The sequence below is a fragment of the Roseovarius sp. MMSF_3298 genome, from assembly GCF_030733705.1.
GTDB classification, from domain to species: domain Bacteria; phylum Pseudomonadota; class Alphaproteobacteria; order Rhodobacterales; family Rhodobacteraceae; genus Roseovarius; species Roseovarius confluentis.
In genome coordinates, this window is record NZ_JASHIN010000016.1 from 89,823 (window position 1) to 103,723 (window position 13,901).

Annotated in this window: 15 protein-coding genes; 7 read left to right on the plus strand and 8 right to left on the minus strand. The window is 66.4% G+C overall.

Going from position 1 to position 13,901, the window contains the following annotated elements:
• Positions 1-3: 3 nt before the first annotated feature.
• The 5 genes from RBB18_RS15080 (at position 4) to RBB18_RS15100 (ending at position 4,112) form a co-directional block, all read left to right on the plus strand.
• Positions 4-330 (plus strand): hypothetical protein, encoded by a 327-nt coding sequence (locus RBB18_RS15080; RefSeq protein ID WP_306111064.1) that lies wholly within the window; start codon positions 4-6, stop codon positions 328-330.
• A 142-nt stretch (positions 331-472) separates the two neighbouring features.
• A complete protein-coding gene (locus RBB18_RS15085) occupies positions 473-1,279 on the plus strand; it encodes an ABC transporter ATP-binding protein (protein WP_306111063.1) in 807 nt (268 codons plus the stop codon).
• 93 nt (positions 1,280-1,372) lie between these two features.
• The gene (locus RBB18_RS15090; RefSeq protein ID WP_371931662.1) at positions 1,373-2,248 is read left to right on the plus strand and encodes an ABC transporter permease; all 876 of its coding nucleotides are present in this window, start codon (positions 1,373-1,375) and stop codon (positions 2,246-2,248) included.
• Complete coding sequence (locus tag RBB18_RS15095; protein ID WP_103764688.1) at positions 2,245-3,090, plus strand: ABC transporter permease; 846 nt, start codon at positions 2,245-2,247, stop codon at positions 3,088-3,090. The genes RBB18_RS15090 and RBB18_RS15095 overlap by 4 nt, the downstream gene beginning before the upstream one ends.
• A 29-nt stretch (positions 3,091-3,119) precedes the next feature.
• On the plus strand, positions 3,120-4,112 hold the full coding sequence (locus tag RBB18_RS15100) for an ABC transporter substrate-binding protein (RefSeq protein WP_306111062.1): 993 nt from the start codon (positions 3,120-3,122) through the stop codon (positions 4,110-4,112).
• Between the two features lie 157 nt (positions 4,113-4,269).
• On the opposite strand, the gene RBB18_RS15105 is transcribed toward RBB18_RS15100, so the two are convergent.
• The 3 genes from RBB18_RS15105 to RBB18_RS15115 all read right to left on the minus strand — a co-directional run bounded on the left by RBB18_RS15105 (position 4,270) and on the right by RBB18_RS15115 (position 6,581).
• A complete protein-coding gene (locus tag RBB18_RS15105; protein ID WP_371931663.1) occupies positions 4,270-5,616 on the minus strand; it encodes a TrkH family potassium uptake protein in 1,347 nt (448 codons plus the stop codon).
• 1 nt (position 5,617) lies between these two features.
• Complete coding sequence (locus tag RBB18_RS15110) at positions 5,618-6,274, minus strand: TrkA family potassium uptake protein (protein WP_306111061.1); 657 nt, start codon at positions 6,272-6,274, stop codon at positions 5,618-5,620.
• An 85-nt stretch (positions 6,275-6,359) separates the two neighbouring features.
• Positions 6,360-6,581 carry a hypothetical protein gene (locus tag RBB18_RS15115; RefSeq protein WP_146050090.1) on the minus strand — a complete coding sequence of 74 codons (222 nt, stop codon included), beginning with the start codon at positions 6,579-6,581 and terminating at the stop codon, positions 6,360-6,362.
• Here RBB18_RS15115 and RBB18_RS15120 point away from each other — a divergent pair.
• A complete protein-coding gene (locus tag RBB18_RS15120) occupies positions 6,580-8,058 on the plus strand; it encodes a D-alanyl-D-alanine carboxypeptidase family protein (RefSeq protein WP_103764686.1) in 1,479 nt (492 codons plus the stop codon). The genes RBB18_RS15115 and RBB18_RS15120 overlap by 2 nt on opposite strands.
• A 119-nt stretch (positions 8,059-8,177) precedes the next feature.
• Here RBB18_RS15120 and ccoS read toward each other — a convergent pair whose 3' ends face one another.
• The 5 genes from ccoS to RBB18_RS15145 form a co-directional block, all read right to left on the minus strand.
• A complete protein-coding gene (gene ccoS / locus RBB18_RS15125) occupies positions 8,178-8,336 on the minus strand; it encodes a cbb3-type cytochrome oxidase assembly protein CcoS (RefSeq protein ID WP_103764685.1) in 159 nt (52 codons plus the stop codon).
• Positions 8,333-10,528 (minus strand): heavy metal translocating P-type ATPase, encoded by a 2,196-nt coding sequence (locus tag RBB18_RS15130; RefSeq protein WP_306111060.1) that lies wholly within the window; start codon positions 10,526-10,528, stop codon positions 8,333-8,335. Before RBB18_RS15130 ends, ccoS begins: the two co-directional genes overlap by 4 nt.
• Positions 10,525-10,992 (minus strand): FixH family protein, encoded by a 468-nt coding sequence (locus tag RBB18_RS15135; protein WP_274593985.1) that lies wholly within the window; start codon positions 10,990-10,992, stop codon positions 10,525-10,527. Before RBB18_RS15135 ends, RBB18_RS15130 begins: the two co-directional genes overlap by 4 nt.
• Positions 10,989-12,557, minus strand: a complete 1,569-nt coding sequence (locus tag RBB18_RS15140; protein WP_306111059.1) for a cytochrome c oxidase accessory protein CcoG — start codon at positions 12,555-12,557, stop codon at positions 10,989-10,991. The genes RBB18_RS15135 and RBB18_RS15140 overlap by 4 nt, the downstream gene beginning before the upstream one ends.
• Before the next feature lie 78 nt (positions 12,558-12,635).
• The gene (locus RBB18_RS15145) at positions 12,636-13,529 is read right to left on the minus strand and encodes a LysR family transcriptional regulator (protein ID WP_103764682.1); all 894 of its coding nucleotides are present in this window, start codon (positions 13,527-13,529) and stop codon (positions 12,636-12,638) included.
• Between the two features lie 97 nt (positions 13,530-13,626).
• Between RBB18_RS15145 and RBB18_RS15150 the strand changes: the two genes are divergently transcribed.
• Entirely contained in the window at positions 13,627-13,782 is a 156-nt protein-coding gene (locus RBB18_RS15150; RefSeq protein ID WP_170067265.1) for a hypothetical protein, read from the plus strand.
• The last annotated feature ends 119 nt before the right edge of the window (positions 13,783-13,901 follow it).

Below are 13,901 nucleotides of genomic sequence, written 5' to 3' on the forward strand. Positions count from 1 at the left end.
CCCATGCGTCTCGCCCTCACCCTTCTCCTGCTGGCCAGCCCGGCCACGGCCCAGCTGGCCGCGCCACTCGGCAACCCCGACGGCTGCGCTCGCATCCTCGGCGAGGACAGCAACAAGGAAAACGAGGTCGCCATCGTCGCGGGGCACCTCAACCTGCACGGCGCGATCTGCCAGATCACCGCCGTGCAGACCGGCACGCTCATGGCCACCTGCCCGGGCGACGCCGACAGCCGCAAAAAGGTCCTCGGCATCACCCGCAGCGCCGATGGCAGCGGCGTGACGCTGACCCTGCCCGACGGCGCGGTCGAAGACCTGGCGCCCTGCGAATGAGCCACGCCGCCATGCGCCCGCGCCACTGCCCGCAAATTCATCATGTGCCTGCACCACAGGCAGATGACGCCGGGACCTGCCTTGACACCGCGTTGCGGCGTGGGATTGTTCCTTCCACCCGGCCCGGAGACACGACACCGTAATGCAAGACGCCCAAGCCACCTCGACAGCCAGCCCCGTGATCGCCGCCCGCGACCTGTCACTGACCTTCCAGACCAATGACGGCCCGGTGCACGCGCTCAAGGACGTGACGCTGGACGTCGAAAAGGGCGATTTCGTCTCCTTCATCGGCCCCTCTGGCTGTGGCAAGACCACCTTCCTGCGCTGCATGGCCGATCTCGAACACCCCACCGGCGGCAGCATTTCCGTCAACGGCATGACCCCCGCCGAGGCCCGTCAGCGCCGCGCCTACGGCTACGTTTTCCAGGCCGCGGGCCTCTACCCATGGCGCACCATCGGCGGCAACATCCGTCTGCCGCTGGAGATCATGGGTTACTCCAAGTCCGATCAAAACGCCCGCATCGCCCGCGTTCTCGAACTGGTCGATCTCGCGGGGTTCGAAAAGAAATTCCCCTGGCAGCTTTCGGGCGGGATGCAGCAACGCGCCTCCATCGCCCGGGCGCTGGCCTTCGACGCCGATATCCTCTTGATGGACGAACCCTTCGGCGCGCTCGATGAGATTGTCCGCGACCACCTGAACGAACAGCTCCTGCATCTCTGGGACCGGACGAACAAGACCATCTGCTTCGTCACCCACTCGATCCCCGAGGCGGTGTACCTGAGCACGAAAATCGTCGTCATGTCCCCGCGCCCCGGCCGCATCGCCGACGTGATCGAAAGCACCCTGCCGCGCGAACGCCCGCTCGATATCCGAGACACGCCGGAATTCCTCGAAATCGCCCATCGCGTCCGCGACGGGCTCCGCTCGGGGCACAGTAATGACGAGTGAGCTTGCACCGCCCGCCCCGGACCTGCTCCGGGGCCTCCTGCTCACCGCGGGCCCAGAGGCCCCGGCTCGGTGGCCGGGGCGGGAGGCGCCCTGATGCGCAACGTCGTTCCCGTCCTGACGGTCGTCGCGACCCTCATCGCGCTCTGGTATGCCGGCGCGGTCGCGCTCAACGCGCCCTGGGCCTATGACAAGGCCGCGCGGGCCGAGGTCACGCTGACCTTCCCCGAACTGGTGGCCGACACCTGGTCCCAGGAAAAGCCCAAGCTTCCCGCGCCGCACCAGGTGGCGACCGAGATGTGGAACACCACCGGCGCGATGATCGCCAGCGGGCGGCCCTTTTCCAAGCGGTCGCTCATTTACCACAGCTGGATTACCTTCAGCTCCACCGCCCTCGGTTTCCTCCTCGGCACCGCGCTCGGCACGCTTCTGGCCATCGGCATCGTCTACAACCGCACCATGGACATGAGCGTCATGCCCTGGGTCATCGCGTCCCAGACCATCCCGATCCTCGCCATCGCGCCCATGATCATCGTCGTGCTGAACGCGGTCGGCATCTCCGGCCTGTTGCCCAAGGCCATGATCTCGATGTACCTGTCGTTTTTCCCGGTCGTCGTCGGCATGGTCAAGGGCCTGCGCAGCCCCAGTCAAATGCAACTCGACCAGATGCGCACCTGGAACGCCAGCCGGTCCCAGACCTTCTGGAAACTGCGCCTGCCATCCTCCATGCCCTATTTCTTCACCTCGCTGAAAATCGCCATGGCCGCGAGCCTCGTGGGCGCCATCGTGGGTGAGCTGCCCACCGGCGCCGTCGCGGGCCTTGGCGCGCGGCTCCTGGCCGGCAGCTATTACGGCCAGACCATCCAGATCTGGAGCGCGCTGATCATGGCCGCCACCCTCGCCGCCGTTCTGGTGGGCCTGATCGGCCTCATCCAGCGCATCACGCTCAAACGAATGGGGATGGCAGCATGAGCTGGCTGATCGCAGGGGCGCTCATCTGGGCCGTGGGCTGGTGGATCAACACCCGCCTCGCGCGCCACCCGCAGAACACCGCCGCGCAGCTGGCCGCGCCCATCGTCTTCGGGGCCACGCTCATCGCGGTCTGGGAGTGCCTCGTCTGGGGCCTCGGGATCAAGCTCGCCCTCCTGCCCGCCCCCAGCGTCATCGCCGTGACCTTCGCGAACTCTCTCAACATCCTCTGGGGCGATTTCCTCCAAACCGCCATCAAGGGCGCGCTCACCGGCTACATCCTCGGCTGCGGCGCCGCGTTCCTCACGGCCATCGCCGTCGACCGCTCCGATTTCCTGAAACGCGGCCTGCTGCCCGTGGGCAACTTCGCCGCCGCGCTTCCCATCATCGGCCTCGCCCCCATCCTCGTCATGTGGTTCGGCTTCGACTGGCAGTCGAAGGCCGCCGTCGTCGTCGTCATGGTGTTCTTCCCCATGCTGGTGAACACCGTCCAGGGCCTCTCCGAGGCCGACGCCATGCAGCGTGACCTGATGCGCACCTACGCCGCAGGCTACTGGACCACGCTCCTGAAACTCCGCCTGCCCGCCGCCATGCCCTTCGTCTTCAACGGGCTCAAGATCGGCACCACGCTCGCCCTCATCGGCGCCATCGTGGCCGAATTCTTCGGCTCGCCCATCCAGGGCATGGGCTTTCGCATTTCCACCTCGGTGGGGCGCCTCGCGATGGATCTCGTCTGGGCCGAGATCGTCGTCGCCGCCCTCGCCGGTTCGGGATTTTACGGCGCGGTCGCCCTCATCGAGCGCGCCGTCACCTTCTGGCACCCGTCCCAACGGGGCCGGACATAACCAAAGCAAACCAGAACAGGGAGAAGACAATGAAACATCTCACCACTACGCTTGGCCTCGCCGCCGCCACCCTCTGGGGTGGCATGGCCCAGGCCGCCGATGACGTCACGCTGCAACTCAAATGGGTGACGCAATCGCAATTCGCCGGCTACTACGTGGCGCAAGACCAGGGCTTCTACGAAGAGGAAGACCTGAACGTCACCATCAAGCCCGGCGGACCCGACATCGCCCCGGCTCAGGTCATCGCCGGCGGCGGCGCGGACGTCATCATCGACTGGATGCCGTCCGCCCTGGCCAGCCGCGAAAAGGGCCTGCCCCTCGTCAACATCGCCCAGCCCTTCAAAAGCTCCGGCATGATGCTGACCTGCCGCAAGGACACCGGCATCGAAGGCCCCGAGGATTTCCGCGGCAAGACGCTCGGCGTCTGGTTCTTCGGCAACGAATACCCCTTCCTGTCATGGATGAGCCAGCTCGGCATCCCGACCGAGGGCGGCGAGGATGGCGTCACCGTCCTGAAACAGGGCTTCAACGTCGATCCCCTGCTGCAAAACCAGGCCGCCTGCGTCTCGACCATGACCTACAACGAATACTGGCAGGTCATCGACGCCGGACTGACCCCCGACGACCTCGTCGTGTTCAAGTACGAGGACCAGGGCGTCGCCACGCTCGAGGACGGCATGTACGTGCTGGAAGAGAACCTCGAAGATCCCGAGTTCGCCGACAAGATGGCCCGCTTCGTGCGCGCCTCGATGAAAGGCTGGAAATGGGCCGAGGAAAACCCCGACGAGGCCGCGATGATCGTGCTCGACAACGACGCCACCGGCGCACAGACCGAGAAGCACCAGAAGCGCATGATGGGTGAGGTCGCCAAGCTGACCGCCGGCTCCAACGGCGCGCTCGACCCGGAAGACTTCCAGCGCACGGTCGACTCGCTGCTCTCGGGCGGCTCCGACCCGGTGATCACCGAGGACCCGGGCGAGGCCGCCTGGACCCACCAGATCACGGACGAAGCCCTGAACTGAGGGCTTTGAAAGCCTGACATCGGAACGCCCTCGCAGGGACCTGCGGGGGCGTTTTGCATTGGGACTCAACCCCATCCCGGACTTGATTCGGGACCTCCTTCTCCAAGCCGCGCGTGGCTCTGCGGCCTCGTAGGGTGGGTTTCCAACCCACCACGCGCTACCCCAGGAACACCTTGTCGCTCGGATACCGCACCCGGGGCCGGCTCTTCGCTGCCAGGAAGAAGCCCAGCGTCAGCGGCCCCACACGGCCCAGGAACATCACCGCGATGATCACGGCCCGCCCCAGCCAATTCAACTCGCCCGTCGCACCGTGCGACAGCCCCACCGTGCCAAAGGCCGAGGCCACTTCGAACGCCAGGTCCCGGAACGCGATGTTCTGCGTCGCGGTCAGCACGAACAGGCTTGCGAACATCAACAACCCGCTGATCGTCGCCAGCGCCATCACCTTCAGCACCTGGTCCAGTTCCAGGCTCCGCCCGAAGACATGCAAGGCCGGCCGCCGCTGGAAAAACGCCGCTGTCGCCAGCAGCATCACGATCAGTGACGTCACCTTGATCCCCCCGGCGGTGGAGGTCGACCCGCCCCCGACGATCATCAGCATGATGGTCAGCAGGGTCGTCCCGTCCCCCATCGCCGCGGTGTCGATCGTGTTGAACCCCGCCGTGCGCGGCGTCACCCCCTGGAACCAGCTGGCCCACAGCTTGTCGCCCGTACTCTCCAGCCCGCCCAGGGTGCGCGGGTTGTTCCATTCCAGCAATGCGAAACAGACCACGCCGATCACGATCAGCCACAGCGTCCCCGCGATCATCAGCTTGGAATGCAGCGACAGCTTGCGCCACTTGCGATGCTGATAGACGTCGCCCACCACGATGAAGCCGAGCCCGCCGAGGATGAACATCACCGTGACCGTCAGGTTGACCACCGAGTTCCCGACCCAGTCCGACAGGCTGTCGGGCTGCAGCGCAAAGCCCGCGTTGTTGAAGGCCGAGATGCTATGAAAAATTGCGTGCCACAGCCCCGTGCCCCAGCCCATCTCGGGCACGAATACAAAGGCCAGCAGCACCGCGCCCACCGCCTCGCAGCCCAGCGCCACGTACAGGATGATCTTCACCAGCCGGCCCAGGTTGCTGATCGTCGCCTGGTTCAGGTCCTCGCGCAGCATCACCTTGTGCGGCATGCCGATGGGAATGCCGAACGCCGTCAGTATCAGGACCGCGAACACCATCAGGCCCAGGCCCCCGAACTGCATCAGGCCGGCGATGATGATCTGCCCCAACAGGGTGAAATCCGCGCCGGTATCGACCACCACCAAACCCGTCACCGTCACCGCCGAGGTCGCGGTAAAGATCGCCTCGCCCAGGCCCACCTTGCCGTGATGCGACACCGGCAACCATAACAGCAGCGCGCCCAGCGCAACGATCATGAGATACATCACCGCCAGCACCGCCGGCGGCGACAGGCTCAGCCGGGTCGACCCCAGCTTGATCGACGATCTGCGCGCCACCTCAGAGGCTCGCGGAGAAGTCGCGCAGGTTGTTGCGTTCTCCCAGCATCAGCAGCAGGTCGTCGGTCTTCAGCGTGCAATCGTCACCGTCGCGGCCGATGAACTTCGTCCCGCGCATCACCCCAAGGCAGCGCAGGTCAAACTTGTCCGCGTGGCCCAGCTCGGACAGTTTCCTGTCCTCCATCTCCTCGGGCACCTTCAGGTTCACCACGAAGAACCCGTTGCCCAGGCCCACGTAGTCGCGCACCAGCGGGTTGTGCATCACCTGCGCGATCCGCTGGCCGATCTCGACCTCGGGGTGAATCACCCGGTCCACGCCGATCCGCGACAGGATGCGGTGATGCGTGCGGCTGGTGGCCTTGGCCCAGACCGCGCCCGCGCCCACCTGCCGCAGGTTCACCGCCGCCAGGATGCTCGACTCCAGGTTGTCGCCGACCGCCACCAGCGCCATGTCGACCTCGCCCAGGCCCGCTTCCTTCAGCGCCTCGTCGTCGCGTGCGTCCAGGATGATCGCCTCGCCCAGCTTGTCGGCGTGGCGGCTGACGCGGGTCTCGTCGATGTCCACGCCGATCACGTGATTCCCGAACCGCTCCAACTCGGTCGCCACCGTGCTGCCGAAATTCCCAAGGCCGATCACGGCGAAACTGCGATGTGACATGAGGTCCCCTTCCTCTTCGCACGCAAACGCGCGGTACCATGCACCAGTTCCGAAGCCGGCATGGAACCCGGTCCCGGTCCCGCCATCAGGGCTGCCATCCGGGCCGCCACAATCCCGCCACAATTGCCGGTTTAGCGGTCACGGTAAATTTAACCACAACATGTGCCGTCAATTCTCGAAGAGTGCCCTCAAAATATTTGAAAATAAACACTTTATTCAAATGACCCCCTGTGCTACCTTTTTCTGCAATAAATAAGGCCAGCCGAACAATCGGCGGTTGAACGAGGCAGAGAAAGAGCAGTTCCATGAGAACGCGGAGCAGGCAGCCCATCCGTTGGGGTCTGGTGGCTATGGCCACTATCTGGATGATGGTTATCGTACCGCTAAGCGCGGTCGCGGCCCCCTACGCAGCTTTGGTGATGGACGCACGATCCGGCGAGGTGCTTCATTCGCGCAACGCCGACACTCGCCTTCACCCGGCGTCGCTGACCAAGATGATGACCCTCTACGTGGTCTTCGAGGCGGTCGAGAACGGCGAGATCACCCTCGACACCCCCGTGCGCATCTCCAAGCACGCCGCCAGCGAACCGCCCTCGAAACTCGGCCTGCGCTCGGGCTCGACGATCAAGCTGCGCTACCTCATCCGTGCCGCCGCGGTGAAATCGGCCAACGACGCCGCCACCGCTTTGGGCGAGGCGATCGAAGGCTCCGAGGCCGCCTTCGCCCGGCGCATGAACCGTACCGCCAAGGCGCTCGGCATGACGCGCACGACCTTCAAGAACGCCCACGGCCTGACCGAGAACGGCCACCTGTCGACGGCCCGCGACATGACCCTCCTGGGCCGGCACCTGTTCTACGACTACCCCGAATACTACAACCTCTTCTCGCGCGTGACCGCCGATGCGGGCATCAAGAAGGTCTACCACACCAACCGCCGCCTTTTGGGCGACTACCGCGGCGCCGACGGCATCAAGACCGGCTACACCCGGGCCGCGGGCTTCAACCTCACGGCCAGCGCGGAACGTGGCGGCGAGCGCATCATCGCCACCGTCTTCGGCGGCCGCTCCACCGCGTCGCGCAACGCCAAGGTGGCCGAACTGCTGGACCTCGGCTTCCGCCAGGCCCCCAGCCGCGTTGCGGTGAACCGCCCCTCGAAACCCGCCTACATGGGCAAGATCGGCCCCGCCGACAATCACTCCGTTCCCGGCGGCAAGGGCCGCACCGTGCGCCTCGCCTCCGCCGCCGCGGTCAAGAAATCCCTCCGCCCACAGCGCCGCCCCGGCGAAGCCGTCGTGGCACAGGCCGCGCCCACTGTCGGCAAGGAAGATATCGAAAAGGCCCTGCTGGCCGCCGCCGAGACCATCACCGAGGACGCAACCCCACCCGCAGCGCAGGGCAGCGCCCTGGCCACGGCGACGCCCAAGGCACGGCCCAAGGACCTCGTCCTGGCGAGCGTCGATGCGAAGGCACAGACCACGCCCAAGGCCAAAGAGCCCGCCAGCGACCCTGTGCAAAAGGTCGTCACCCGGATCTCCACCTCCGGCGGCCGCCACTGGGGCATCAATGTCGGCCGCTATCCGTCGGAATACAAGGCGCGCAAGGTCCTGTTGAAAACCGCCCTGAACGAGATGGAGACGCTCGACGGCTCCCTGCGCAAGGTGGTCAAGCGCTCCACCGGGTTCGAGGCGAATTTCATGGGTATGACCCGCGAAAGCGCCGACCTCGCCTGCCGCCGGCTTCAGGCCAAGCAGATCACCTGTTTCATGATCGACCCCGGCGCGTAACGCCGCGCCCGATCCAGAGAACGCCTGCGCCTCCCTCCGCGCAGGCGTTTGCCGTTCCGGGCCCCACCCCCGGCTTTTTCTTGCTGAAAATACTCAAATCCGACAGGCGCGACCGGGTGCTACCGCTTCGGCTTATCGTCGTAAGTGTCGCTCAGGATGCGCTGCGCGTTGCCCTCGGGGTCGTCATACTGGTTGCTGCGCACCGTCCACACGAAAAACCCCAGCCCCAGCCCGCCCAGGATCAGCGAGATCGGGATAAGATAGGCCAGAATGGTCATGCACGCCTCCCCGACAGCCTTAGCGCGTTCAGCGACACGGTAATCGAACTCGCCGACATCGCCAAGGCCGCGATCAGCGGCGTCGCCAGCCCGGCCACGGCCAGCGGCACGGCAATGATGTTGTAAAGCGTCGCCAACCGGAAATTCTCGGTGATCCGACGCCGCGCTTTCCGCGCCACGACCAGCGCGTCGGCCAGCGGGCTCAGGTCCGTGCCCAAGAGCACCACGTCGCTGGCCACCCGCGCGGCATCCAGCGCCGAGGCGGGCGAGATCGACACATGCGCCGCCGCCAGCGCCGCGGTGTCATTCAGCCCGTCGCCCACCATCAGCACATGGGCGCCTTTGTCCGACAACGCTGCCACGATCAGCGCCTTGTCCTCGGGCAGCACGCCCGCGTGCCAGGCTTCGATCCCCAACCGCTCCGCCAGCGCCTTCACCGCCGGTTCGGTATCCCCCGACACCAGCCAGACGGCCTTGCCCGCGCGCAAGAGCGCCGTCACGGCCTCTTCCGCACCAGGCCGCAACGCACCCTCGAAAGTCAGCGCCACAGGCGCCGCCTTCCCGATCTTCAGATAGGTCGCCGTCTCGGCACGCGGCTCCGCCCCGACCCAGGCCGCCCGGCCCAGCCGTACCTCCAGGTCGCCGACGCGCCCCGACACGCCATAGCCCGGCACCTCGGCAATCCCGGTCACGTCCGCAGGTTTCGCCTCCGCCTCGCCCAGCGCCTTGGCAATCGCCCGCGCCAGCGGATGCGCCGAGCCCCGCGCCAGCGCCAACGCCACGCCCCGCGCCGCATCGTCCAGAACGTCCGGGTTGGTCAGCACCGGCACCCCCGCCGTCAATGTCCCGGTCTTATCGAACACCACCGTGTCGACCTCCGCCAGCCGCTCCAGCGCGGTCTCGTGCTTGATCAGCATCCCCTTGCGGAACAGCCGCCCCGACGCCGCCGTGGTCACCGCCGGCACCGCAAGGCCCAGCGCACAGGGGCAGGTGATGATCAGCACCGCCGCCGCTATATTAAGCGCCGTGCGCATGTCGAACGTGTAAAGAAACCAGCCCGCAAAGGCCAAGGCAGACAGGATATGCACGCCGGGCGCATAGAGCTTCGCCGCCCGGTCCGCCAGCGACGTGTACCGCGACCGTCCCGATTCCGCGATCGCCACCAGATCCGCCATCCGGTGCAGCGACGTCTCCGACCCCACCGCGCTGGCGCGGATACGCAGCGGCCCGGTCAGGTTCACTTCGCCCGCCGACACAGCGTGCCCCGGCCCGGCAAAGACCGGCACGGTCTCGCCGGTCAACAGCGACCGGTCCAACTCTGACGTGCCCTCGACGATCTCGCCATCCACCGGCACGCGCCCCCCGGCCCGCACCAGCAGCACGTCGCCCACCGCCAGTTCCGCGATGGGCCGCTCTACCTCTTGGTCGTCCTCGATCCGCCACGCGCGCGGCACTTCCAGCGCCGTCAACTCCTCGGCCGCCGACCGCGCCACGGCCCGTGTCCGGTGATCCAGGTAACGCCCCGCCAACAGGAAAAACACCAGCGCAATGGCGGCGTCGAAATACGCATGATGCCCCGACAGCGCCGTCTCCCAAAGCGACGTCACCACCGCCAACGCCACGGCCAGCGTGATCGGCACGTCCATGTTCAGCCGCCCCTGCCGCAGCGCACTCCACGCGTTGCGATAGAACGGCACGCCGCAGAACGCGACGGCGGGCAAGGCAATCGCGGCGGAAATCCAGTGGAACATGTCCCGCGTCGCGTCATCCGCGCCAGACCAGACCGACACCGACAGCAGCATCACGTTCATCATCGCGAACCCGGCCACCGCCAGCCGCATCAACAATTCGCGCCCGGCCTTGTCCGTCGCCGTGGCGCTCAGCGTGCCGGGATCCAGCTCATGCGCCTCGTATCCCAGCCCTTCGACCAGCCCCACCATCTCGGCGGGCGTCACGTCGGCCTCGGCGTCGATGCTCGCCCGTTTCAGCGTCAGGTTCACCCGCGCCGAGCGCACACCGGGATGCGCGTTCAGCCCGTCCTCGATCCTGGAAATACACGCGGCACAATGGATCGTCGGCAGTGACAGCGCGATCTGCCCTCCCTCCGGCGCGACCTCCACGTCGTCGGCACCGGGGGCCGCCGCACAGGCCGGGCAGCCCATCGCCGCCTGATGCCGCATCGCCACGGTCACGCACCGCTCTCCTTGATCAGCACCACGCGCTGCTGAAACACCGTGCCGTCCTCGGCCCGTGCCTCCATGCGGATGTTCCAGTTGCCCGCGCCCAGCGGCACCGTGGCGAAATAGGCCTCGCCGTCGAACCGGAACGCGGGCGTCACGTCATCCTGCACATGGGTCGCCCGCCCCACCGTTGCGTCCAGCGCCGCCACTTCCACCGGCTGGCCGTCCGCATCGGTGATCTTCAACTCCAGCAGGCCCGCCCTGTGTGTCGCCTCCACGCTCCAGCCCAGGGCCTCCTGCGCGTCGCGCCGGTCGTCAAAGCTTTGGCTGGCGATATAGGAATTCTTCGTCTCCAGCCCCGGAAAGGTCTTCACCGCCGAGAACGCCAACACCAGGTTGACCGCGATGATGATCGAAAACGCCCCGGCAAACCCGGCAAAGACGTGCCATCCCTTGATCGTGAAGTCGCGCTTCATTCGCCCCTCCCGTTGAACACCGTGTCCTTGTGGGCGCGGTCTCCGTTCGAGATATCCTCGACCCACAGGCGCACGTCCGTCGCATCGCTCTGCGCCGCGTCCGATCCCGGCGGCGCGATCAGGTAGACGCGCTGCAAATAGGTCTCGTTGGCCGGCACATCTACCGTTTCATAGGGGGTCCCTTCAAGCTGCACGCGAATGGCCGGGTCGCCCTTGGCCGAAATCCGCATCGGGCGCGCCTCGCCATGCTTGTTGCGCAGCCGCACCTCGTAGGTGTTGCGGATCGACCCGTCCGACAGCGTGACGAAGGTCGGGTTGCGCACCGGCGCCACCGTCAGGTCGATATCCGCCCGGATGAACAGCGCAAACAACAGCCCCGCCCCCACCAGCGACCACAGCAACGTATACATGATCGTGCGCGGCCGCAGTATATGCTTCATCACCGGCTTCGGTGGCTTGCCCTCGCGCTCGCGCTCCTCGTCGGTCAGCGCCATGTAGTCGATCAGACCCCGCGGCTTGCCGATCTTGGCCATGATGTCGTCGCAGGCGTCGATGCACAGGCCACACGTGATGCACTCCATCTGCTGCCCGTCGCGGATGTCGATCCCCATGGGGCAAACGTTCACGCAGGCCATGCAGTCGATGCAGTCCCCCGGCCCCTTCGCCGCCGCCGCGGCATCCGGCACCATGTCGCTCTCGTTGTTGGGCACCGGCGTCCGGGCATAGCTGGCCCCGGCGGTTTCCCCCGCCGCATGCGACGCCGCCTCGGCCTTGACCGCGTCCTCGGTCTGCCGCCGCCGCACGTTGCCTTTGCCCCGCGGCTCGCCCCGCCAGTACCGATAGCCGATGGTCAGCGTGTCCTCGTCCATCATCGCCGCCTGGATACGCGGCCACGGACAGGCATAAATGCAGATCTGCTCGCGTGCGAACCCGCCGAAAAAGAACGTCGTCCCGGTCAGGATGGCGATGGTCGTATAGGCGATGGGATGCGCGTTCAGGGTGAAAAGATCCACCAGCAGCGTCGGCGCATCGGTGAAATAGAACACCCACGCGCCCCCCGTGGCCACCGCGATCAGCAGCCACAGCGCCCACTTTGTCAGCCGCAGGCGCACCTTCCGCGCGTCCCATTTCTTCTGCCGGTGCAGGCGCAGCCGCGCATTGCGGTCCCCCTCGACCCAGCGTTCCACCAGGATGAACAGGTCCGTCCACACCGTCTGCGGGCAGGCATAGCCGCACCACACCCGCCCCAGCGCCGAGGTGAACAGGAACAATCCCAGCCCCGCCATCACCAGCAAACCGGCCACGAAATAGAACTCGTGCGGCCAGATCTCGATCCAGAAGAAAAAGAACCGCCGGTTCGCCATGTCCACCAGCACCGCCTGGTCGGGCAGCGACGGCCCCCGGTCCCAGCGGATCCAGGGCGTGACGTAGTAGATCCCTAGCGTCACGATCATGATGATCCACTTGAACCGGCGGAACCAGCCACTCACGCGCTTGGGAAAGACAGGCTCCCGCGCGGCATAGAGGCTCGGCGGGGTCTCGGGAGAATCAGATGTAGAGGACACGGATAGCTCTCGCTCCGATAAAGGTCTGTTGCGCCGGCCCGTTCTGACACGGCGGGTTTTCCAAAACCTTGACTCAGATCAACCCTTTTCGTCGCAGGGCGCTTCCTTCTGGCGGCGCAGCCACGTCACGAAGGCCTTGGCCTTTGGGCGCAAAACACCGGGCCGCGTGACGATATGATACCCCGTCTCGCCCGCATCCCGAAACAGCAGCTTCAGCCGCCCCGCATCCACTTCCGCCTGGACCGAGGACATCGCCGTGCTGATGATCCCCTGCCCCGCGCGGGCGCCTTCCAGCATCAGGTTGCCCGGCACCTGCGTCACGCTCTTGGCGCGGCCCTCGGTGACGCCATGCTTGCGCAGCCAGTCGGTGGATTCTGACGTGCCAAGCTCTTCCAGCCACGGATAGTCCAGCAGATGCTCGGGCCGGGTGATCTCGCACGTCCCAACCAGCTTGGGCGCGGCGGTGATCACGATATCCGAGGGCACCAGCATCTCCACCTCCAGCCCCGGCCAGTTGCCGTCGCCAAAGCGCAGCGCAAGGTCATAGCCCCCCGGCGTCAACTCGTGCAGCTCCGCCGACGGGTTGATCATCAGATCGATACCGGGATGCCGCGTCTGGAAATCCATCAGCCGCGGCATCAGCCAGGTGGTCGCGAAAAGCTGCGTGGTCGAGACCTGCACCGCCCGGTCTGCATCCGCCCCGGTCAGCGCGTCGACACTGCGCGCGATGGTGTCGAACCCGGTCTTCAGCGCATCGGCCAGCTCACGCCCCTCGGTGGTCAGCTGCAACTTGCGCCCGCTGCGATCCACCAGCGGCACGCCCATCCGGGCCTCCAGCGCCTTGACCTGCTGGCTGATCGCCGCGTGGCTGACGTTCAGCGCCGCGCCCGCCGCCTGCGCCGAGCCGGTCTCGGCAAGGGCCGCGAACGCGCGCAAGGCCGTCAGGGGCGGGAGGGTCAGCCAATCCGTCATGTAATCTAATCTTACATATCCGAATTTTTCCTGAGTCGCAATAACACGCTATGGCTGTCAGATTGAGGCTATCACACGAACCTCAAAGGAACACGTCATGCTTGGAATTCTTTCAGATAGCTTCCGCACCGCCACCCGCCTGAACGATGCCGATGCCCGGCAGGGCCGCGGCCACTGGGCGCCGAACACGCGCTTCGACAACCGCCGCGACGCCGAGCTTGAGGCGCACCGCATCGGCCGCCTGCCACGCTAGGCCGGGACGATGCTCGAGGCCCGCATCTTTCACCCCAAGCCGGCCTTGCGACCACGGCCCTGGCCCTGGCGTACACGCCGCTGGCCCTACCAGACTCCTGATGTCGGCCCGCGCACAGG

Coding starts and splice junctions, on each gene's coding strand:
- RBB18_RS15080 (WP_306111064.1), top strand. CDS start 4: ATGCGTCTCGCCCTCACCCTTCTCCTGCTGGCCAGCCCGGCCACGGCC.
- RBB18_RS15085 (WP_306111063.1), top strand. CDS start 473: ATGCAAGACGCCCAAGCCACCTCGACAGCCAGCCCCGTGATCGCCGCC.
- RBB18_RS15090 (WP_371931662.1), top strand. CDS start 1,373: ATGCGCAACGTCGTTCCCGTCCTGACGGTCGTCGCGACCCTCATCGCG.
- RBB18_RS15095 (WP_103764688.1), top strand. CDS start 2,245: ATGAGCTGGCTGATCGCAGGGGCGCTCATCTGGGCCGTGGGCTGGTGG.
- RBB18_RS15100 (WP_306111062.1), top strand. CDS start 3,120: ATGAAACATCTCACCACTACGCTTGGCCTCGCCGCCGCCACCCTCTGG.
- RBB18_RS15110 (WP_306111061.1), bottom strand. CDS start 6,274: ATGTCACATCGCAGTTTCGCCGTGATCGGCCTTGGGAATTTCGGCAGC.
- RBB18_RS15120 (WP_103764686.1), top strand. CDS start 6,580: ATGAGAACGCGGAGCAGGCAGCCCATCCGTTGGGGTCTGGTGGCTATG.
- RBB18_RS15115 (WP_146050090.1), bottom strand. CDS start 6,581: ATGGAACTGCTCTTTCTCTGCCTCGTTCAACCGCCGATTGTTCGGCTG.
- ccoS (WP_103764685.1), bottom strand. CDS start 8,336: ATGACCATTCTGGCCTATCTTATCCCGATCTCGCTGATCCTGGGCGGG.
- RBB18_RS15135 (WP_274593985.1), bottom strand. CDS start 10,992: ATGAAGCGCGACTTCACGATCAAGGGATGGCACGTCTTTGCCGGGTTT.
- RBB18_RS15145 (WP_103764682.1), bottom strand. CDS start 13,529: ATGACGGATTGGCTGACCCTCCCGCCCCTGACGGCCTTGCGCGCGTTC.
- RBB18_RS15150 (WP_170067265.1), top strand. CDS start 13,627: ATGCTTGGAATTCTTTCAGATAGCTTCCGCACCGCCACCCGCCTGAAC.